The following is an 18,830-nucleotide window of genomic DNA, read 5'->3' as shown; positions in this document are numbered from 1 at the left end:
AAAAAGGACGCTCAGCGCATCGGGCGGATTTCCCAGCCGCAATCGCTTTGGATAATGGCCGCCGTGGTGGCGCGGCTATTGGCTTTGGAGGCCAACAAGACGTAATGGCCGGTGTGGTCTTCGGGCTGGGCAATAAACTTCAAGGGCATGACGTTGGCCACGTTGTCTTCAAAGCCCGGCAATTCGGACAGGCGTTTTTCTTGTTTGCCCAAGCTGGCTGGGCCGCGCAGCGGCGTGACCGTGCCGCCGGGGGCCACGCCATTCACGCGCACTTCGGGGGCAAATTCGTAGGCCAACTGCTTAATCAAACCAACCCCGGCGTGCTTGGAGGCCACATACAGCGGGCCACCACCACCGGCATGAAAGGCCGAGTTGGACAGGGTAAAAATCATGCTGCCACCGCTGGCGCGCAAATGCGGCGCGGCGGCACTGGCGGCCAGCACATAGCCTTTGACGTTCACGCCAAAGATTTCGTCAAAGCTCTCGGCCACCTGTTCGGTGGACATCTTTTCTAACTTGGTAAAAAAGTCCCACACCCCGGCATTGCCTACCAAGGTATCGAGCTTGCCAAAGCGCGCCACGGTCGCCTCGACCGCTGCCACATTGGCCGCAGGCGAGCGCACATCGCCCACCGAGACCACCACTTTGTCGCCAAACTCGGCCAGTAAGCCCTCGGCCTGCTCAGCGCTACGCACCATGACGCCCACACCGGCACAACCTTCGGCAATAAAACGCTTGACCACCGCGCGTCCGATGCCCGAGGCTCCGCCTGTGACCAAGGCCACATACCCATCTAGCCAACCCATAACCGCTCCTTGTGTGTGTACAGAAAACAACCCCGGCTGCAAGCCGGGGGTATCAGAGCCAAGCGCTTGCGCGCCAGGGACTTGGTCTTAGAGGAAGGTGTTGAGGTTCTTGGACATGAACACCGATTGGGTAATCAAAATCTTGCGCTTGGCAATCTTGAAGCTGTCACCGTCGGCACGGATTACATCCTCGCGGCGGCCCACCAGCAGGTCGTTGTCTTTTTCTACACGGCTGCGGTAGTTGACAAAGCTGGAATGCACCACAAACTCGCCCGGCTTGTCGCCTTGATAGACCTCCACACCACTGACCACGTGGGCGTGGCGTGTGGCCGGGTCTTCGGCCCAAGCGCTGGGCTGCTTGAAGCGGGTGATGCGGCGCGTCAGGTCCAGCAGGTTGTCGTTGTAGAGTGCGCCGCCATCAATTTGGTAAGCGCCTTTCTTGTCGTAACGACGGCGGTTTTCCATGGTCGGCATCCAATAGTGGATGTCTTCGGCCAGCAGCGCCAGCCAATCGTCCCAACGCTCGTTATCCAGCAGACGGGCTTCGCGGTACAAGAATTGCTCAATGCGGCGCTGGGTTTCAGCATCGACAGAAATCTCAGCCTGGGGTGTGGCGACGGCGTTCATGCGGCCTCCTTAGCGTTGGTGGTGGGCAGGGTAGGAACGTCACGTTGCGGCACGTCTTGCCATTCCTGCGCTTTCATCAAATCCAGCCAGCGTTGGTAGAACGCACGCTGGTTGGCTTCATTGACCTGACCACGGAACACGTTGCAGGGCATATCGGTGTCGGTGATGCGGGTGTTTTGGCCCAAGCCCAGATACAGGTCTTGCTGGCGCGTGACGAAACCGGCGTTGGTCTTGGTGCTGTATTCCCAGTTCTCGCCGTCGTCCATCTCAAACACGCCCGAGGGGCTGAAGGTCATCATGGTGCCCTTGCGCCACTTGTCCTTGATTTCTTGCGGAGCGTTCTTGTTGACGAAAGTCCAAGTGTGCAGCTCGATTTGGCCGGGGCCGCGTGGATGCCAAGTGCGGAAGGTGTTTTGACCGGGCAAGAACGAGGTGTTGGGGAACAGCGTGCAAGACGAGATGGCACCAATCATCTTGGAGCGCACTTCACCCAAACGCTCTTGCACCTTGGGTTGCAGCACGTACAGGTACTTCATCAGGTCTTTGTCGCCCAGCGTGGCGCAGTTGCCCACGATGTCTTGGTTGAACTCCCAGCCGTGGCCGTTAAAGTTGACTTGGTAGGATTGGTCGGCAAACTTGTGCACTTCGGCCACCGAACCACCCACCATCGCGTGGGCACCCGAGTCGTGCGTCCAGCCAGCGTGCAGGATGTCGCCCACAAAGTTTTCCGAAGCGTATTTCCAGTTGCACTGGATGACCGACTTGACGCAACCGCCAACAAACTCGGTGCCGCCTTCGTCCATATCAAAAATGGCATCAAGGTAGTAACGGAAATCACCCAAGTATTCGGCCAGCGAGGGGGCATTCGGGTCCAGCGTGGCAAAAATCAAACCCTTGTAGGTATCGATTTTTGCTACCGGGTGCAGGCTATGCTCGTTCTTGTCCATGCCGGTAGCTTCATAAGCCTCGGAGGCGTGCATCCCCTTGAGCGCACCGTCAATACCAAAGGCCCAGCCGTGGTAGTTGCAAACAAACTGGCGTGCGTTGCCCAAATCGGCAAACGTGACCTTGTTGCCACGGTGTGGGCAGGTGTTCAGGAAGCCACGGATGCTGTTGTCCTTTTGGCGCACGATGATGACGTTGTCTTCGCCCATGTAGGTCGAGAGAAAATCGCCCGACTTGGGGATTTGCGACTCGTGGCCGACAAACAGCCAGCAGCGGGCAAAGATTTTTTCCAATTCTTGCTCGTAAATGTCGCGGTCCCAAAAGATGTCGCGCGACATGCGGCCCTTGTCCAAGTCCATGACACGGTCTAGGTTGGCAATCGCCTCGGCCACAGGCCGACGCTTGAGCCGTTCAGGGGAAGTGGGTGTGTTTTGACTCACGTTGTTTGCTCCTTAAATGCCACCAGCCGCTTCGTCGGCTTCCTGGCTTAAATCCACCAGTACATCGTCACCTTGCGTTGTTACCTTGTAGGTACGCAACGCTACTTCGCAGGGCCAGCCCATAGGCTGGCCACTGGGAATATGGAAAGTCCCGTCATGCACGGGGCAGGCAATCAAGTCGCCATCGACAATCTCGCCTTCAGCCAGCGAGGCGGTGGCGTGGGTGCAGCCGTCTTGGGTGGCATAGAACGTGCCATCCACGTTATAGACCGCCAACTCACAAGCCCCTACCACCTGCTTACGCACCTGACCGGCGGGCAGCTCGCCCTTTTTGAACAGATAAATCGGTTGTTCGCTCATGGAAAATTCTTTCAGGCGTGCAACTGCACGAAGCCCAAGCCGGTGACCCATTCGGGCACAGCGGCGTAATCGATGATTTCGCCCTTGGCACCGGGCATAGCACCCATCGCGCAGGCCCACTGGCGGATTTCCATGCCACCGTTGCCACCGTTGGCGAGGATGTAGTCGTCGCTCAGTGCCCCGATACCGGCCACATCGCCACGCACGGCGTAGTCCATGATTTCGCGGTCAAAGGCTTCATTCACCTTGCCCATTTCGGGCACGCCCACCCAGTGGCTGATGCCGCCGCTGCCAATCACCACCACGCGCTCATCATCAGGGCTGGCCTCGACTGCCGCCTTGATAGCGCCGCCCACCTGAATGGCACGCTGCATCTTGATGAAGGGGTCCACCCCCGAGGCCAAATACACCGGAATCGTGCCGATGTGCTGGCCCTTGGCACGCACCGGCTCGATGATGAGCTGGTTCGGAATGGCCACCGCATGGTCCACCGTGAAAGCGCGGCCCACGGCCCAGTCAAAGCCATTGTCTTTGCCATGTTCGGCAATAAAGCTGGCCAGCTTTTGGTTGTCTGGAATCACGCCCCGGCGCAGGCCGGGCAGGGGGTCAATCGGGCCATCCACGTCGCCGGTGCCAATCAGGTACTGCGGCAGGCAGCCGGTACCAAACAGCATGTAGTGGTCCGCGCCAATCACCACCACGCTGGTGGCGTTCAGGTCGGCCAGACGCTCGGCACAGGAGGCAAACGCGCCCCACATGCGCTGGGCCACATCTTCTTGTGGCGCCTTGGGCGCAATGAACATCACCGGATCGTGCGGCACTAAAAAGCCGCCAACAATTTTTCCCACAGCCAGTTCCTTGGTTTATTGTTTGAGGGCAGCAGAGAACACCGGCTCTGTTGCGCTGGATTCGGGGCGCAGGGCCTTCATGTAGGCACTGGGCGAGCGGTTGGGGGCGTTCTCTTGCCAGAAGCCCATCGTCAGCATCGGGTGTACGCCGTGCTTTTGCAGCGCGGCTACATCGAAGGTTTGCACCCAATGGCGCTCTTGCTCGGTCAAGGCATAGCGGTCGAGCAGCTTGTCGGCCTCTTCCTTGAAGCGTTGTTTGATGCTGCGGTCAATACACAGTTGGTACAGCAGCTTTTCCACCACATTACGGCTCATGGAGTGATTCCTCTTACGCGCAGAAATCGCGCACCAGTTGCAGGAAGCGGGCGCGGTGCTCTGTTTGCACCCAATGACCGCACTGACCAAACAAATGGAACTCGGCTTTGGGGATGGCATGGGCCAACAACCAGCCGCATTGCACCGGCACCACCTTGTCTTCGCGGCCATGCAGCACCAGCGTGGGCGCTTGCACCTTCGCCAGCACGGCTTCGGGGAAGCCTTTGAGGATGGTGGGGCCGTCGGGATTCGGCTTGGGGATGAGCTGGCTCAGGGCCTCTTGGGCACCGGGGCGGGCGCTGGCCTCGTAGCGGGTGCGAACCATCTCTTCGGTGATGATGGATTGGTCAAACGGGAACAGGCGCATGGTGCGCTCCATGTTCTCCATCGACGGCTCATATTCGGTGGCCGAGCGCAGGCCGGGGGTTTGCTCAAACTCGCCAGCGGGTGTGCCCAACAGCACCAGTTTTTCGACGCGGTCGGGGGCAAAGGTGGCCAGACCAATCGCCAGCGCACCACCAAACGAGTTACCAACAAACGAAGCCTTATCGATGCCCAGTGCATCCAGAATGCCCAGCAGGTGGCGCACCCAGAGTTTCATGTCGTACTTGCTGCCCGATTTGAACTCGGTAAAGCCAAAACCAGCAATGTCCGGGGCAATCACGCGGAACTGGTCGGCCAAGTCGGGCATGACCTTGCTCCAGTTGGTCCACGCGGACACGCCGGGGCCGGAACCGTGCAGCAAAAACAGCGGCTTGCCCGTGCCTTGTTCAAGGTAGTTGGTCTGGTGGTCGGCGGCAACGAGGGTCTTGCCAATGCCGGGGTGCTGACTCATGGGGGTTTTCCTCCATACAGATGTGTATGTGTATGGGACGCGATTTTGATTTATCTCAAACTCTTTCTGCCTAGGGTATTCCCTAGGATTGAAGGATATTTATTTTTTTATCTTTGAAAAACAAAGACTTATGACAATTTTTTGAAAATTCCCTAGAAAAAGACTACAGTTCTTCACACCCGCAGCAGCACCGCCCTAGGTAGGCATGGCCGCGCCCCCTCCCTAGAATGGCAACCCGCTTTGTGTCTGTTTGCGCTATGCCCCCCCATTCTTCTGCTTCTCCTGACGATGCCACGCACGCGCCGGCGGCATCACCCCCCACCAAAGTCCAGCTCACGCCAGCCGACTGGATTGCCGCTGCCACCGATGTACTGCGCGACAAAAGCATTGATGCGGTGCGGGTCGATGTACTGGCTAAGGTACTCAAGGTGACCCGTGGCAGCTTTTACTGGCACTTCAAAGACCGCAACGACCTGCTAGAGCGCGTGTTGCAACGTTGGCGCGATGCGGCCACCGAGCAAATCATCGAGCGCTTTGAGAAAACGCCGCCGCTGCAACGCATTGGGGAGTTTTTAACCTTGCCCTTTCGTGGCCAAACGGCGCAAAACTCGGCCTCGATAGAGCTGGCGATTCGGGCGTGGGCGCGGCGCGACGCTTTGGCGCGCCAAGCGGTAGAAACCATCGACAGCTACCGACTGGCCTACGTAGCCCAATGCTTTGGCGATCTGGGCTTTAGCACCGAAGAAGCCAAAATGCGCGCCTTTGTGGTCTATGGCTACATGGTGAGCGAGGCTTTGCTACGCCAACAAGGCAGCGAAAGCGAACGCTTGGCGCGGCGCGCTTTTGTCGAGCGGATAGTATTGGCGCCGTCAATTACCCCATCCTGAAGGATGGGGCTTGAAGCCGAAAGGATTTAAGCCGGGTTGACCAGGGAAAGCGGTAACCAGCCCGCTACGTTGACAACAGGTCGTTGAGACGCACCAGCAAATGCTTCCTCAGTTTGCTGCTCTGCAAGGTTTTGATCATGCTGGGCCAAGGTAAAAGCCCGAAGCTTGAAACCGCAGCTTGTAAAAGCTGGAGCCGGTTGCTGACATTCCCGAGGGGAGCGATATCGCAAGATGTCCGTCACTAGGCCCGTAAGGGCTGACTGCTGGAAAGACAGCTGATTTTGGAGAGATACGTGGCAGTTTTTGTGTTCGATACCCAAGGTAAGGCATTGATGCCCTGCACCGAAAAGCGCGCCCGGCTACTGCTGGCGCGTGGTCGGGCGCGGGTACATCGCCTTGTGCCGATGGTGATTCGACTCACAGACCGTCAAATAGCTTCTTGTGATTTGCAGCCACTGCGTTTGAAACTCGACCCCGGCAGCAAAACCACCGGCTTGGCCTTGGTGCGCGATGCTGAAATCATCGACCAGCAAACTGGCGAGGTACAAACCGCTGCTGTGGTGCTGAACTTGATGGAGTTAATCCATCGCGGCAGGCAAATTTCTGAAGCTTTAACCGCTCGCCGCCAGATGCGCCGTCGGCGTAGAAACCAGTTGCGCCACCGTGCGCCGCGTTTTTTGAACCGTGGCAACCAGAAAGAAGGCTGGCTGGCCCCCTCGTTGCAACACCGGGTCGATACCTGCATGGCGTGGGTGCGGCGCATTCAGCGCTGGGTACCACTCAAAGCCATCAGCTCTGAGCTGGTGCGCTTTGATATGCAAGCCCTGCAAAACCCGGAAATTTCAGGGATTGAATACCAGCAAGGCACTTTGTTCGGCTACGAACTGCGCGAGTATCTGCTGGAAAAATGGGGCCGCCAATGCGCGTATTGCGATGCCCAAGACGTGCCATTGCAAATCGAACATATCCACCCTAAAGCGCAAGGCGGCAGCAATCGGACATCCAACCTCACAGTGGCTTGCGCCTGCTGCAACCAGAAAAAAGCCGCGCGTAGCATTGAAGATTTTTTAGCCAAAGACCCTAAGCGCTTGGCCAAGATACTCGCAGATGCGAAAAAGCCCCTGCGCGATGCAGCAGCCGTCAATGCTACCCGCTGGGCGCTGGCCAATGCCCTCAAATCCACCGGCCTGCCGGTCGAACTGGCTTCCGGTGGGCAAACCAAATTTAACCGTTGCACGCTGGGCATCCCGAAAACCCATGCACTCGATGCTGCTTGCGTCGGAACCCTGCAAGTTCTGCAAAACTGGCAATGCCCCACGCTAACACTCAAAGCCACAGGCCGAGGCAGTTACCAACGCACAAGGCTGAACAAATTTGGCTTTCCAAGGGGCTACCTCATGCGCCGTAAACGGGTGCATGGTTTTGGCACTGGCGACATGGTACGCGCCGAAGTGCCCTCGGGGGTCAAAGCTGGCATCCACATCGGTCGTGTGGCGATTCGAGCCAGTGGTTCTTTTAACATCCAAAGCTACCAAGACGGACAATCCGTCGTGGTGCAAGGCATCAGCCACAAACATTGTCGCGTGATTCAGCGTGGTGATGGCTATGGCTACTTCTTCAACCGGGCCAACAGCGCAAAACGTGAACCGGCAAGGCCCCAAGCCAGGAACGCTGCGCGTTCCGCGCTCTGCCTCCCCGGCATGAATGCCGAGGTTTCACGCGCACACTGATGATTGGACGTTTACAGGGCAGTTTGGCCCAAAAAAATCCGCCCCAAGTGTTGATTGATTGCCACGGCGTGGGCTACGAGGTAGATGTGCCCATGAGTACCTTCTACCAATTGCCCCACTTGGGCGAAGCCGTGACCTTGCTCACCCATTTGGTGGTGCGCGAAGATGCCCAACTGCTGTACGGCTTTGCCACGGCCTCAGAGCGCGATGCTTTTCGCCAACTCATCAAAATTTCTGGCGTGGGGCCACGCATGGCACTGGGTATTTTGAGTGGCATGGGGGTGGCCGATTTGGCCCAAGCCATCACCCTGCAAGAGAGTGGCCGCTTGGTCAAAGTACCGGGCATTGGCAAAAAAACCGCCGAGCGCCTGCTGTTAGAACTCAAAGGCAAGCTGGGCGCGGACATCGGCGCACCGGCGCAGGTTTCTAGCCCGGCACAGGCGGATATTTTGCAAGCCTTGCTGGCACTGGGCTACAACGACAAAGAGGCCGCCGCTGCCCTCAAAGCCCTGCCCGCCGAGGTGGGCGTCAGCGAGGGTATCAAGCTGGCCCTGCGCGCCTTGGCGCGCTAAGCCGCCAACGCCCCCCTGCCAGAAAAAAAGGCCGCGCGATAGCGCAAAAATTGCTGCTGCTCTAGGTGCTGTGGCAGCCCCGCGCTGCGGGCTTGCCCTATGTCCCTGTCGGGCACAATGTCATCTAAAAATTAATAATTTTCAGGGGACTTTTTTCATGATTAGCAGCCTGCGTACACGCCTGACGCTTTTTAGTATTGCCATCACGGCCATTTCTTTGTTGGTGCTCACGGGTGCAACGCTGTGGATGGTGTACGCTCACCTGCTGGAGGCCCAAGACCAACGCATGGGAGAACTCACCAAGCTACACGCCGCCGAGTTGGCTGCCTTGGTCCAAGACAAGCGCAAGGCCACCAGCGCCATCAAGGCGGCTGTAAGCACCGCAGCGCCAGAGGCTCCGGTACCAGACCCCATCCCGATGCTCAAGGTGATTAAAGCAGCTGGTGGCCTCGATGGCGCATTTTTTGTTTATACCGACAAACGCTTTGCCTTCATCCGTGATATGCCTGCCGATTTTGATGGTACCCAGCGCCCTTGGTACAAGCAGGCGGTGGCTACGGGCGGCTCTATCCTGACCGCGCCCTACATCGACATGATTTACAAAAAGCTCACTTTTGCCTTTGCCGAGCCAGTCACGCACAACGGGCAAGTGATTGCGGTGGTAGGCTCCAACATGACGATTGACAGCATCAACCGCACCGTCGCCAGCATTCAGCCCACCAAGAAGAGTTTTGCCTTCTTAATCAATGACGATGGCAACATTTTGGCCTACCCCAAGGCTGATTTGGTACTCAAGCCGGTATCGACCCTTGCGCCTAGCCTTAGCACCGCGCTACTCCAGCAACTGAGCAGCCAAAATAGCCATACCACGGTTGCCATCCAAGGGGCCGAACACCTGCTGTATGCGGCCAAAGTGGAAGGTACCCCTTGGCTGTTGGCGATTGGCGTGGATTACAACGAAGCCATGCAGCCACTGCACCAGCAATTGCAGTTGGCAAGCATCATCGCCGTGCTGTGCATACTGACCGCCATCGTGGCCATCAAAACCGTGCTGGGTAGCCAACTGCACCGCCTGACGCGCGTGCGTGATGCCCTGCAAGACATCGCCAGCGGTGAAGGGGACCTGACCCGGCGCATCGCCGATAACGGCAACGATGAACTGACACAAATTGCCACAGCCTTCAACCAGTTTGTCGATAAGATGGCCTCGGTGTTGCAGCAGATTCGGGCCTCGTCTGATGAGGTGCGTATGGCCTCGCACGAAATCGCCAATGGCAACCAAGATTTGTCTATTCGCACCGAGCAGCAAGCCAGCTCCTTGCAGCAAACCGCCAGCGCGATGGAAAATTTAACCAGCACTGTGCAGCAAAACGCCGAAAATGCCCGCCAAGCCAATCAACTGGCCAGTGAAGCTTCGCAAATTGCTGTCCACGGTGGACAGGTGGTCGGACAGGTGGTGCAGACAATGGGCGGCATTGACACCGCATCGCGCAAAATTGTGGACATCATCAGCGTGATTGACGGCATTGCTTTCCAAACCAATATCTTGGCACTCAATGCTGCCGTAGAGGCCGCCCGCGCAGGCGAGCAAGGGCGCGGCTTTGCCGTTGTCGCTGCCGAAGTACGCACCCTGGCACAGCGCAGTGCCACGGCCGCCAAAGAAATCAAGACCTTGATTGACGATTCAGTCACCCAAGTGAATGCAGGCAGTCAACTGGTACACGATGCCGGCATCACGATGGAAAAGGTGGTCGATAGCATCCGCCGCGTCAGTGCTATCGTGGCGGAAATCAGTGCCGCCAGCCAAGCGCAGAGCAGCGGCATTGCTGGCGTAGGCCAGTCCGTGGCGCTAATGGACCAAAGCACGCAGCAAAATGCGGCCTTGGTCGAGCAAGCGGCAGCGGCAGCGCAGTCGCTACAGCAACAAGCCAGCCAGCTGGCGGATGTGGTGGCGGGCTTCAGACTGTCGCATCAACCGTCTGCGTCTGCTGCCATGCAAACAGCGCCAACGCGGCGCTTGCGCTGACCGGCCACCCAAACCGGCGGCCAAATCATTCAAACGGTTGTGGACGCTTGGTTTGGTCGCTAGAAGGCGGCAAGATAGGCAAGGTGATTTGGGGCTGCTTGCCGGTCAGGGTTTTGAGGAAGGCCACAATGTCGGCGTTTTCGTTGGGGGTGAATCTGCGCCCCAGTTGCAAGCGCCCCATCGTGTCCACCGCTTCGCTCAAGGTGTTGGCGGCCCCATCGTGAAAATACGGATAGGTCAGGGCCACATTGCGTAGCGTAGGCACCTTGAAGTTGAAACGGTCGGCATCTTTGCCGGTTACGCCTGCGCGCCCTTCGGCGGGGTTGTCGGTTTGGTAGGGTTCGACAATGCCCATTTTTTGGAACGAATTGCCGCCCACGTTCACGCCGTTGTGGCAGGCGACGCAGCCGCTGTTCTTAAAGGTTTGGTAACCGCGCAGTTCTTGGGCATTGAGGGCCTTTTTGTTGCCCTTGAGCCATTGGTCAAAACGCGCATCGGGGGTGACCAGCGTTTCTTCGAAGGCCGCAATGGCCAGCGTGACCTCGTCAATGCTGAGTTTGTCGTTGCCAAATACCTTTTTGAACTCGGCTACATACTCGGGAATAGAGCGCAGCATATCGACAGCCAAATCGTGCGTGAAGGCCATTTCACCGGGGTTGGCAATCGGGCCACCGGCTTGCTCACGCAGGTCTTTGGCGCGGCCATCCCAAAATTGGGCCAAATTGAGGCTAGAGTTGAGTACCGTGGGCGAGTTAATCGGGCCTTTTTGCCATTTGTCGCCAATCGAGGTTTTGATATTGTCGGAACCGCCCATGCTCAGGTTGTGGCAGGAGTTGCACGAAATAAAACCCGAGCGCGACAGGCGTGGGTCAAAAAACAGCTTTTTGCCCAGCTCCACCTTGGCCGGATGGGTGACTTTGGCCGCTGGCACGGGCTGTATTGACTCTGGGTCAAGCTCTTTGGCCTGTACGGCACCGGCGGCCAGCAGGGCAGCGAATGCTACCCCTGTCAGGATGGTGCGAAAAATAGAATGTTGTGTCATTAAGCAGTCCTCCGTGCGAATCGAGTCGATTGGCACATTGTGGGGGCAAAAACCGTTGACTATTTGATACAACGCAAAGACAAAAGCTATCGCGCTCAAGCCTCCGGCCCCACGCGCACAGCAGGCCTACTTACCAAGGTGGTTTGAACCTGCTGTTTTAAGCTGCGCCAGCTTTATCATCGGGCCAGTTTTTGCACTTTTGTGCGTTTCTTATTTCACCCCGAAAGAGTACCATGCAGCACCAATTGGAAGTCCACGGCATGACCTGTGGCCATTGCGAACGCGCCGTCATCGAGGCGCTGCAAACCGTCGATCCACAAGCCCAAGTCCGCATTGACCGGGCGCAAAACCGGGTTGAGGTGGACAGTCAGCAGCCGCGCGAGGCACTGGCCGCAGCCATCACCGAAGAAGGTTACCGCGTCGCCGCTTGAGCCACTCAAAAACCCAAGCCATCCGCTGGCTCTAGCGTTACAGGCACTCGGGTGGCCAGCGCACACATCAGCTCATAGCCTACGGTGCCCGCTGCGTGGGCTACTTCGTCAATGGGCAACACGGTGCCGGTGCTGGCGCGTCCCCACAGGGTGACTTCGCTGCCCAAGCCGGCCGGCAGGCCAGCGGCCAGCACTGGGTTCAAATCAACCGTGATCATGTCCATACTGACCCGCCCCAGCAGCTGGGTACGAATGCCATTCACCAGCACGGGTGTGCCCGTGGGGGCGTGGCGTGGGTAACCGTCGGCATAACCACAGGCGGCCACGCCCAGCTGCACAGGGCCAGCAGCGGTAAAGCAAGAGCCATAGCCCACGCTATCGCCCGCTTGTAACGCTTGCAGGCCAATCAGGCGAGTGCTTAAAGTCATGGCGGGTTGTAAATCCCAGTCGCTGGCGCGGTGTTCGGGGTGGTCGGGCGAGCTGCCATACAGAGCGATACCTTCACGCAACCAATCGCCGCGCGCTTGCACATTCTGGCTATGGCGCAAGGTGGCGGCACTGTTGCCCAAAGTGCATTCACCGGGCAGGTCTTGGGTGGCGCTGGCAAAGGCGGCCAGTTGGTGGGCAATACCGCGTGGGCCATCGGCATCGCTAAAGTGCGTCATGAAGGAGATTTCTTCTACCTGCGGCAGCGCGTTGAGGCGCGCCCACGCACTGCGAAAACGCTGTGGCGTAAACCCTAGGCGGTTCATGCCCGAGTTCATTTTTAAGAAGACCCGGTGTGGCACTTGGGTTTTGTGCGCGGCCAGCCAGTCAATTTGGGCCTCGCAGTGGATGGTGTGCCACAGCCCCAAGCGCGAACACAGTTCCAAATCGCGCGCTTCAAACACGCCTTCGAGCAGCAAAATGGGGCCGCGCCAGCCCAGTTGGCGCACGCGCGCGGCTTCGTCCAAATCCAGCAGCGCAAAGCCATCGGCAGCGCGCAGGCCGTCAAAAACGCGCTCAATGCCGTGGCCGTAGGCATTGGCTTTGACCACTGCCCACAGGCGGGCATCGGCACCCGCAACGCGCAGGCGGGCCAAATTGTGTTGTAGGGCAGAGGTATGGATGGTGGCGTGGATAGGGCGCGGCATGGCAGGCACTGAGGGAATATGTGTAGGATTTTGGCACTGCTACACCAGCGCTTGCGTGATATAACCGCCCATCTTGGGTTGCGCTTGCCGCCAGCGTCTCTCTTGGCCTGTCTTTTTTGTCTTTGTGCTGGACTCCCTTGCCTGCCAGTGCCCCAGCATCCCCCCTTGTTATGGCCTTTTAATTAATGAAGCGCGGTTTCTACACCATCATGTCGGCGCAGTTTTTTAGCTCGCTGGCCGACAATGCCTTGTTTGTGGCGGCGGTTGAATTGTTACGCACTGGCGGCGCGCCCGAATGGCAACGGGCCGCCTTGGTGCCTATGTTTGCCCTGTTTTATGTCGTGCTGGCCCCTGTGGTGGGAGCGTTTGCCGATGCGTTTCCCAAAGGGCGGGTGATGTTTATCAGCAATGCCATCAAGGTGGCGGGTTGTTTGATGATGCTGTTTGGCTCGCACCCTTTGTTGGCTTATGCCGTAGTCGGCTTGGGCGCGGCGGCTTATTCTCCGGCCAAGTACGGCATCCTGACCGAGTTGCTACCGGCATCGCAATTGGTCAAGGCCAATGGCTGGATTGAGGGCTTGACGATTGCCTCGATTATTTTGGGCGTGTTATTGGGTGGGCAGTTGGTCGGGCCAGTGTTGGCACCGCTGCTGCTGGCTATTGATGTGCCCGGCCTCCATCTTGGCATTGAGACTGGGGCGCAAGCGGCCATTGCTACCCTCATCAGCCTGTACGTGGTGGCCGCTTGGTTTAACACCCGTATTCCGCTCACGGGGGTCGAGATGCGCCCCTTGCGCCATGACCCGCAACACAGCGCGCTTGGCAGCACGCTGGCGCTGCTGCCCGATTTTTGGCGCTGCAACCGCCGTTTGTGGCATGACCGGCTGGGGCAAATTTCTTTGGCCACTACCACGCTGTTTTGGGGGGTTTCGGGCAATTTGCGCTATATCGTGTTGGCGTGGGCAGGGGCCGCTTTGGGATATAGCACCACGTCGGCCTCGGCGCTGGTGGGGGTGGTGGCGATTGGCACGGCAGCCGGGGCCGTGTTGGCCTCGGCGCGGATGCGTTTGGATGGTGCCACGCGCGTGATTCCGCTGGGCATGGTGATGGGCGTATTGGTGATTTTGATGAACTTTATCGACACCCTTTGGCTGGCGGTACCGTTTTTGATAGTGCTGGGCGGTTTGGGCGGTTTTTTGGTGGTGCCCATGAATGCGCTGTTGCAACACCGGGGGCATAATTTAATGGGTTCGGGGCGCTCGATTGCGGTGCAAAACTTCAATGAGCAAGCCTGCATTTTGGGCCTGGGTGGCCTGTATGCACTGTCCACCAAGCTGGGCTTGTCGGCCTTTGGGGCGATTAGCGTGTTTGGCGTGGTGGTGGCGGGCACCATGTGGCTAATTCAGCGTTGGCATTGCCACAACTGCAAGCACCACAGCAAAGAGGTGGAGTACCTGCTGCACCTTGCGCGCCACGACGCGCACCACTAAAACTAAGATGCTGCCGTTGTGGGCAAGCCATCGCTGGCAATACGGCCATCAACCAGCTCGACTTGCCGGTCACAACGTGCCGCCAGCCGGGGGTCGTGGGTCACGACCATAAAGGTGGTGCCGCGCTCGGCGTGGATGCGCCGCAGCAGGGCAAACACTTCACTAGAAGAGGCGGTATCCAGGTTGCCCGTAGGCTCATCGGCCAGCACCAGGGGCGGCTCCATAATCAGGGCGCGGGCAATCGCCACGCGCTGCTGCATCCCACCCGATAGCTCATTGGGGCGCTTGTGCAGGACATGGCCCAAGCCTACCGCCGTCAGCAATTCGCGCGCGCGGGCTGCTTCGTGGGCGCTCACATGGCCTTGGGCCATCAGCGCGGGCAGGGTCACATTTTCCAGCGCCGAAAACGCGGGCAACAGGTGGTGAAACTGGAACACAAAGCCCAACAAGCGGCGACGGCGCAGCGTCAGTTCGGCATCACTGAGGCCCTGCACCGCCTCGCCGGCCAATTGGTAGCTGCCGCTGGTCAGGGGTTCGAGCAGCCCCAAAATATTGAGCAGCGTACTTTTGCCCGAACCCGAGGGGCCAATCAGGGCAATAAACTCGCCGCGCTGTACGTGTAAATCCAAGCCATGCAGCACCTCGGACTCGCTGGGTTGGCCGATGTGGTAGCGCTTGGTCACGCCTTCCAGTGCAATCAGAGGGGGCTTGGCGGAGGCGGGGGAAGAAGGGGGCACGGTGTGTACTTTCTGGGCAGCGGCGGATATTTGCCGATGAAAAAATGATATACACCTGTTGAAGCGCAAACTAAGCGCAAACTTTCAGGAGGCTTCCTTGAACCCACCATTGGCTTTTTTTGGGCCTCGTCCCTTTGCGGCGGCATTGCTGGCCGCCACGGCCTGCCACGCGGGCTATGCAGCCACCACGCCAGCGGCCACCACAGACAGCGCTGGTACCAGCTCGCGCATTGCCCAAGTGACAGTCTATCCGGGCAGTGCCACGGTAGAACGGGTAGCGCGCGTGGCCGCTGGAGCGCGCAGTTTTACCTTTGGCTGCCTGCCAGCATCGCTCGATAGCGCCAGTTTGCAAGTGCAAGCCGATGCGGCGGTGCGCGTGGGCGAGTTCCACATCGAGACCAAAGACCGCGATGTCACGCCAGAATGCGCCAGCCCCCTAGAGGGCCAAATTCGCAGCTTAGAAGACCAAATCGCCCAAGTAAAGGCCGAGCAAGAGGCGCTGCAACTGGCACAACGCTATTTAGGCAACGTCGCTGGGGCTGCCCCCGGCACCCCAGAGCCAAGCAAGGCCGAGGCGCGCCTAGCCCCGGCCAGTGCGGCGCAAATTACCGCCACCGCCGAGGCACTGCGCCAATCCTCACAAAACGCGCAGCAGCGCCAGCACCAATTGGAGCGCCGCCAGCAGGCGCTGGAGTTGGCCCTGAAACCCCTGCAAACCGAGCAAAGCCGCGTCGCCAGCCAGCAGGCGCAGGTGGTATCGGTGACGGTCAATTTAGCCACCGCGCAAGAGGCAGCACTGCGCTTGTCTTACCAAGTGCGTGGCCCCAGTTGGCAGCCCAGCTACCGCGCTACGCTGCAAGCCGATAAGGCCAGCGTGCAACTAGAGCGCTTGGCCTTGGTGGCCCAATCCAGCGGCGAAGATTGGAACAACGTGCAACTGACGTTATCCACCGGCCAACCGGGGCGTGCCACCCAAGGGCGCTTGCCCCGCCCGTGGACGCTGGATGTGGCCCCACCCCCCAGACCAGCCGCCCCTGCCGCCGCCATGATGATGGCCCCAGCACCGGCTCCAGCCATGCGCGAGAACATGGCCGCCAAAACCCGCGCCTTGGTGTTGGAAGAAGAAATGCCATCGTTTGACGTGAGCGTATTGAACAAAGGCTTTGCCACCGAGTTTGCCGTGCCCCAGCGCATCAGTGTGCCCTCTAGCGGCCAGCGCGTCACGCTGGCGTTGGGCAGCCAACAGACCAACGCACAATTGTTCACCCGCATCGCGCCTGCAGAAGAAGAAGCCGCTTATTTGGTCGCCCAGTTACAAACGCCGCCCGGTGTTTGGCCTGCTGGCCCGGTCGGCTTGTACCGCGATGGTGCTTTTGTTGGCAATGGACGCCTAGACTTTGCCGCCAACACCGACAGCAACGCCCAAGGCAGCAGCCTGTGGTTTGGTCGTGATGAACTGGTGCAAGTACGCGCCAGCGCCCCGGAGCAAATGACCAGCAGCACCGGCCTGACCGGCAGCCGCACCGAGCGCCGCACCCGGCGCAGCTACCACATCGACAACCGCCACAGCAGTCCCATCACCTTGCAAGTGCTGCACGCCGCCCCGGTATCGCGGCATGAGAAAATCGAGGTCGAATCCCACTACCAGCCCGCACCGCACAGCACAGCTTGGAACGGTCAGCCGGGCACCATCGTTTGGCAACAACCCCTGGCCGCTGGGGCCAGCGCCAGCTTCAGTGCCGAACACACCATCCGCCACCACCAAGAGCTAGAGCTGCTAGAACGCCATTAACACCCAGCCCGCCCCATCGCTACGCCCATGCCTGTCCACTACGATGCCCCACCCGTCCCCCTAACTCTGCGCTTTTTGCTGGTGCATCCAGCCCACTTCATCGCGTTGGGTTGTGGGGCCGGGCTGGCACGTACAGCCCCCGGCACGGTGGGCACGGCGTGGGCTTGGCTGGCCTTTTTGCTGTTGCAGCACTGGCTAGACCCTTGGCGCATGGGGCTGCTGATAGGCTTTTCTCTTCTGGGCGGCTGGTGGGCTTGCACCGTCACGGCGCGTGCTTTGCGCGTGGCCGATCCGGGGGCTATTGTTTGGGACGAGGTTGTCGCCTTTTGGCTCATCCTCTGGCTGGCCATGCCAATGGGTTTCTGGGGCCAGTTCAGCGCCTTTGTGCTATTTCGCTTTTTTGATGCCGTCAAACCCGGCCCGGTGGCTTGGGCCGATAGCTTGTTCAAAGGGTTTGGTTGGCGCGGCGGCTGGGGTATTTTGTTCGATGATTTGGTGGCGGCGTTTTGCACGCTGCTGGTGATTGCCCTGTGGCGCTTTTTCTCATGACGCACACCTCACAAGACCTCCCAACTCTGCTGACAACGCTGGCAAGCACATTACAAACCCGTGGCTGGATGCTGGCCACCGCAGAAAGCTGCACTGGCGGCCTGATAGCCGCTGCTTGCACCGAGCAGGCAGGCTCTAGCCTGTGGTTTGAACGCGGCTTTGTCAGTTACTCCAACGCCGCCAAAACCGAATTGCTGGGCGTACCCGCAGCACTGATAGCGCAACATGGGGCCGTAAGCGAAGCCGTAGCCCGTGCGATGGCCGAAGGCGCCTTGGCACATTCTGCGGCCCAAGTAAGCATTGCTGTCACGGGGGTGGCTGGCCCCAGTGGGGGCAGTGCCGACAAACCTGTAGGCACGGTTTGGTTGGCTTGGTGCGTAGGCGGGCGCACCTACAGCCAATGCCAACACTTTGCGGGCGACCGGCAACAGGTACGCGCCGCCACCGTGGCCTATGCTGTGGAGCATTTGCTGGTGTTGCTAGCGACACTAACCGTTCCTGCCCTGATACTGGCTGCAGGCCGGGGCGAGCGTATGCGCCCCCTGACCGACCACACCCCCAAGCCTTTGCTGGCCGTGCAAGGCCAACCCCTGTTGCAATGGCATTTACAAGCACTGGCACAGGCAGGCGTAACACGAGCCACCATCAACACCGCTTGGCTGGGCGAACAAATCCACCACTACTTTGGCGATGTGTTCGAGTGTTGCAACACCGGGCACCCGCTGGCACTGAGCTACTCGCGCGAACAACAAGATTTTGGCCGAGCGCTAGAAACCGCTGGCGGCATTGCCCGTGCCCTGCCGCAACTGGGCGACATTTTTTGGCTGGTGGCGGGCGATGTGTTTGTGCCCGGCTTTGGTTTTGCACCCGAGGCGGTGCAAGCCTTTACTGCCAGCGATGATTTGGCGCACCTGTGGCTGGTGCCCAATCCGGCACACAACCCCCAAGGGGATTTTGGTTTATCGCCCGAGGGCCGCGCCCTGAACCTGCCCGAGGCCGACCCTGCACCACGCTACACCTACAGCACCATTGCCCTATTGCGTGCGGAGCTGTTTGCACCGCCGTGGTGCGATATTCCAGCAAGCAACCCGCAGGGCATCGCGGCACCACTGGCCCCGGTGCTACGCCGGGCGATGGATGCTGGGCGCGTGGGGGCCTCGCTCTACCACGGAGCGTGGACCGATGTGGGCACGCCCGAACGGCTGGCACAGTTGAACGCCAAGCCAGCGCCTTGAGCCACCCCACATCGGCAAAAAAACCCCGGC

The 18,830-nt window shown here is 59.3% G+C and carries 19 protein-coding genes and 1 pseudogene; 10 read left to right on the top strand and 10 right to left on the bottom strand.

The genetic code is table 11. The features are described from left to right. Nucleotides 1-11 precede the first annotated feature (11 nt). From hcaB to PHX60_RS12055, 7 genes are all read right to left on the bottom strand, one after another. Entirely contained in the window at nucleotides 12-806 is a 795-nt protein-coding gene (gene hcaB / locus PHX60_RS12085; protein WP_300077975.1) for a 3-(cis-5,6-dihydroxycyclohexa-1,3-dien-1-yl)propanoate dehydrogenase, read from the bottom strand. An 87-nt stretch (nucleotides 807-893) separates the two neighbouring features. Continuing rightward, a complete protein-coding gene (locus tag PHX60_RS12080) occupies nucleotides 894-1,433 on the bottom strand; it encodes a 3-phenylpropionate/cinnamic acid dioxygenase subunit beta (protein ID WP_300077972.1) in 540 nt (179 codons plus the stop codon). After that, complete coding sequence (locus PHX60_RS12075) at nucleotides 1,430-2,818, bottom strand: aromatic ring-hydroxylating dioxygenase subunit alpha (protein ID WP_300077969.1); 1,389 nt, start codon at nucleotides 2,816-2,818, stop codon at nucleotides 1,430-1,432. Before PHX60_RS12075 ends, PHX60_RS12080 begins: the two co-directional genes overlap by 4 nt. Nucleotides 2,819-2,830: 12 nt before the next feature. After that, nucleotides 2,831-3,178, bottom strand: coding sequence for a non-heme iron oxygenase ferredoxin subunit (locus PHX60_RS12070; RefSeq protein ID WP_300077967.1), 348 nt, complete (start codon nucleotides 3,176-3,178; stop codon nucleotides 2,831-2,833). Nucleotides 3,179-3,189: 11 nt separating this feature from the next. Beyond that, on the bottom strand, nucleotides 3,190-4,026 hold the full coding sequence (locus tag PHX60_RS12065; RefSeq protein ID WP_300077964.1) for a hypothetical protein: 837 nt from the start codon (nucleotides 4,024-4,026) through the stop codon (nucleotides 3,190-3,192). Nucleotides 4,027-4,041: 15 nt separating this feature from the next. After that, nucleotides 4,042-4,341 (bottom strand): hypothetical protein, encoded by a 300-nt coding sequence (locus tag PHX60_RS12060; RefSeq protein WP_300077961.1) that lies wholly within the window; start codon nucleotides 4,339-4,341, stop codon nucleotides 4,042-4,044. A gap of 13 nt (nucleotides 4,342-4,354) precedes the next feature. After that, nucleotides 4,355-5,176 carry an alpha/beta hydrolase gene (locus tag PHX60_RS12055; protein ID WP_300077958.1) on the bottom strand — a complete coding sequence of 274 codons (822 nt, stop codon included), beginning with the start codon at nucleotides 5,174-5,176 and terminating at the stop codon, nucleotides 4,355-4,357. Between the two features lie 257 nt (nucleotides 5,177-5,433). On the opposite strand from PHX60_RS12055, the gene PHX60_RS12050 reads away from it, so the two are divergent. The 4 genes from PHX60_RS12050 (at nucleotide 5,434) to PHX60_RS12035 (ending at nucleotide 10,391) form a co-directional block, all read left to right on the top strand. After that, on the top strand, nucleotides 5,434-6,063 hold the full coding sequence (locus tag PHX60_RS12050; RefSeq protein ID WP_300077956.1) for a TetR/AcrR family transcriptional regulator: 630 nt from the start codon (nucleotides 5,434-5,436) through the stop codon (nucleotides 6,061-6,063). A 293-nt stretch (nucleotides 6,064-6,356) separates the two neighbouring features. Then, a complete protein-coding gene (gene iscB, locus PHX60_RS12045; RefSeq protein ID WP_300077953.1) occupies nucleotides 6,357-7,793 on the top strand; it encodes an RNA-guided endonuclease IscB in 1,437 nt (478 codons plus the stop codon). Next, nucleotides 7,793-8,365, top strand: a complete 573-nt coding sequence (ruvA, locus tag PHX60_RS12040; RefSeq protein WP_300077950.1) for a Holliday junction branch migration protein RuvA — start codon at nucleotides 7,793-7,795, stop codon at nucleotides 8,363-8,365. Before iscB ends, ruvA begins: the two co-directional genes overlap by 1 nt. A gap of 157 nt (nucleotides 8,366-8,522) precedes the next feature. Next, the gene (locus PHX60_RS12035; protein ID WP_300077947.1) at nucleotides 8,523-10,391 is read left to right on the top strand and encodes a methyl-accepting chemotaxis protein; all 1,869 of its coding nucleotides are present in this window, start codon (nucleotides 8,523-8,525) and stop codon (nucleotides 10,389-10,391) included. Between the two features lie 25 nt (nucleotides 10,392-10,416). On the opposite strand, the gene PHX60_RS12030 is transcribed toward PHX60_RS12035, so the two are convergent. After that, nucleotides 10,417-11,433, bottom strand: coding sequence for a cytochrome-c peroxidase (locus tag PHX60_RS12030; RefSeq protein WP_300077944.1), 1,017 nt, complete (start codon nucleotides 11,431-11,433; stop codon nucleotides 10,417-10,419). 233 nt (nucleotides 11,434-11,666) lie between these two features. Between PHX60_RS12030 and PHX60_RS12025 the strand changes: the two genes are divergently transcribed. Beyond that, a complete protein-coding gene (locus PHX60_RS12025) occupies nucleotides 11,667-11,864 on the top strand; it encodes a heavy-metal-associated domain-containing protein (protein WP_300077942.1) in 198 nt (65 codons plus the stop codon). Between the two features lie 5 nt (nucleotides 11,865-11,869). Here the strand turns inward: PHX60_RS12025 and alr are convergent, their stop codons facing one another. Beyond that, entirely contained in the window at nucleotides 11,870-12,997 is a 1,128-nt protein-coding gene (alr, locus tag PHX60_RS12020) for an alanine racemase (protein ID WP_300077940.1), read from the bottom strand. A 185-nt stretch (nucleotides 12,998-13,182) separates the two neighbouring features. Between alr and lplT the strand changes: the two genes are divergently transcribed. Further along, nucleotides 13,183-14,487, top strand: a complete 1,305-nt coding sequence (lplT, locus tag PHX60_RS12015; RefSeq protein WP_300077937.1) for a lysophospholipid transporter LplT — start codon at nucleotides 13,183-13,185, stop codon at nucleotides 14,485-14,487. Nucleotides 14,488-14,489: 2 nt separating this feature from the next. Here lplT and PHX60_RS12010 read toward each other — a convergent pair whose 3' ends face one another. Next, nucleotides 14,490-15,224 carry an ABC transporter ATP-binding protein gene (locus tag PHX60_RS12010; protein ID WP_300077934.1) on the bottom strand — a complete coding sequence of 245 codons (735 nt, stop codon included), beginning with the start codon at nucleotides 15,222-15,224 and terminating at the stop codon, nucleotides 14,490-14,492. Nucleotides 15,225-15,321: 97 nt separating this feature from the next. On the opposite strand from PHX60_RS12010, the gene PHX60_RS12005 reads away from it, so the two are divergent. The 4 genes and pseudogenes from PHX60_RS12005 to PHX60_RS11990 all read left to right on the top strand — a co-directional run bounded on the left by PHX60_RS12005 (nucleotide 15,322) and on the right by PHX60_RS11990 (nucleotide 18,800). Continuing rightward, complete coding sequence (locus PHX60_RS12005) at nucleotides 15,322-17,016, top strand: mucoidy inhibitor MuiA family protein (protein ID WP_300077931.1); 1,695 nt, start codon at nucleotides 15,322-15,324, stop codon at nucleotides 17,014-17,016. A 27-nt stretch (nucleotides 17,017-17,043) separates the two neighbouring features. Then, nucleotides 17,044-17,565: a phosphatidylglycerophosphatase A gene (locus PHX60_RS12000; protein WP_300077928.1), complete on the top strand. Its 522-nt coding sequence runs from the start codon at nucleotides 17,044-17,046 to the stop codon at nucleotides 17,563-17,565. Continuing rightward, nucleotides 17,562-18,050: pseudogene (locus tag PHX60_RS11995) on the top strand (CinA family protein); the annotation flags it as partial. The gene PHX60_RS12000 and the pseudogene PHX60_RS11995, both read left to right, overlap by 4 nt. Further along, complete coding sequence (locus PHX60_RS11990; RefSeq protein WP_300078049.1) at nucleotides 18,033-18,800, top strand: nucleotidyltransferase family protein; 768 nt, start codon at nucleotides 18,033-18,035, stop codon at nucleotides 18,798-18,800. The pseudogene PHX60_RS11995 and the gene PHX60_RS11990, both read left to right, overlap by 18 nt. The last annotated feature ends 30 nt before the right edge of the window (nucleotides 18,801-18,830 follow it).

The sequence above is a fragment of the Giesbergeria sp. genome, from assembly GCF_028686475.1.
Taxonomy (GTDB): domain Bacteria; phylum Pseudomonadota; class Gammaproteobacteria; order Burkholderiales; family Burkholderiaceae_C; genus Simplicispira.
Note: the sequence above shows the minus strand (reverse complement) of the source record. Positions and strands in the feature narration are given on the sequence as shown.

Coding starts and splice junctions, on each gene's coding strand:
- hcaB (WP_300077975.1), bottom strand. CDS start 806: ATGGGTTGGCTAGATGGGTATGTGGCCTTGGTCACAGGCGGAGCCTCG.
- PHX60_RS12080 (WP_300077972.1), bottom strand. CDS start 1,433: ATGAACGCCGTCGCCACACCCCAGGCTGAGATTTCTGTCGATGCTGAA.
- PHX60_RS12070 (WP_300077967.1), bottom strand. CDS start 3,178: ATGAGCGAACAACCGATTTATCTGTTCAAAAAGGGCGAGCTGCCCGCC.
- PHX60_RS12060 (WP_300077961.1), bottom strand. CDS start 4,341: ATGAGCCGTAATGTGGTGGAAAAGCTGCTGTACCAACTGTGTATTGAC.
- PHX60_RS12055 (WP_300077958.1), bottom strand. CDS start 5,176: ATGAGTCAGCACCCCGGCATTGGCAAGACCCTCGTTGCCGCCGACCAC.
- PHX60_RS12050 (WP_300077956.1), top strand. CDS start 5,434: ATGCCCCCCCATTCTTCTGCTTCTCCTGACGATGCCACGCACGCGCCG.
- ruvA (WP_300077950.1), top strand. CDS start 7,793: ATGATTGGACGTTTACAGGGCAGTTTGGCCCAAAAAAATCCGCCCCAA.
- PHX60_RS12035 (WP_300077947.1), top strand. CDS start 8,523: ATGATTAGCAGCCTGCGTACACGCCTGACGCTTTTTAGTATTGCCATC.
- PHX60_RS12030 (WP_300077944.1), bottom strand. CDS start 11,433: ATGACACAACATTCTATTTTTCGCACCATCCTGACAGGGGTAGCATTC.
- PHX60_RS12025 (WP_300077942.1), top strand. CDS start 11,667: ATGCAGCACCAATTGGAAGTCCACGGCATGACCTGTGGCCATTGCGAA.
- alr (WP_300077940.1), bottom strand. CDS start 12,997: ATGCCGCGCCCTATCCACGCCACCATCCATACCTCTGCCCTACAACAC.
- lplT (WP_300077937.1), top strand. CDS start 13,183: ATGAAGCGCGGTTTCTACACCATCATGTCGGCGCAGTTTTTTAGCTCG.
- PHX60_RS12000 (WP_300077928.1), top strand. CDS start 17,044: ATGCCTGTCCACTACGATGCCCCACCCGTCCCCCTAACTCTGCGCTTT.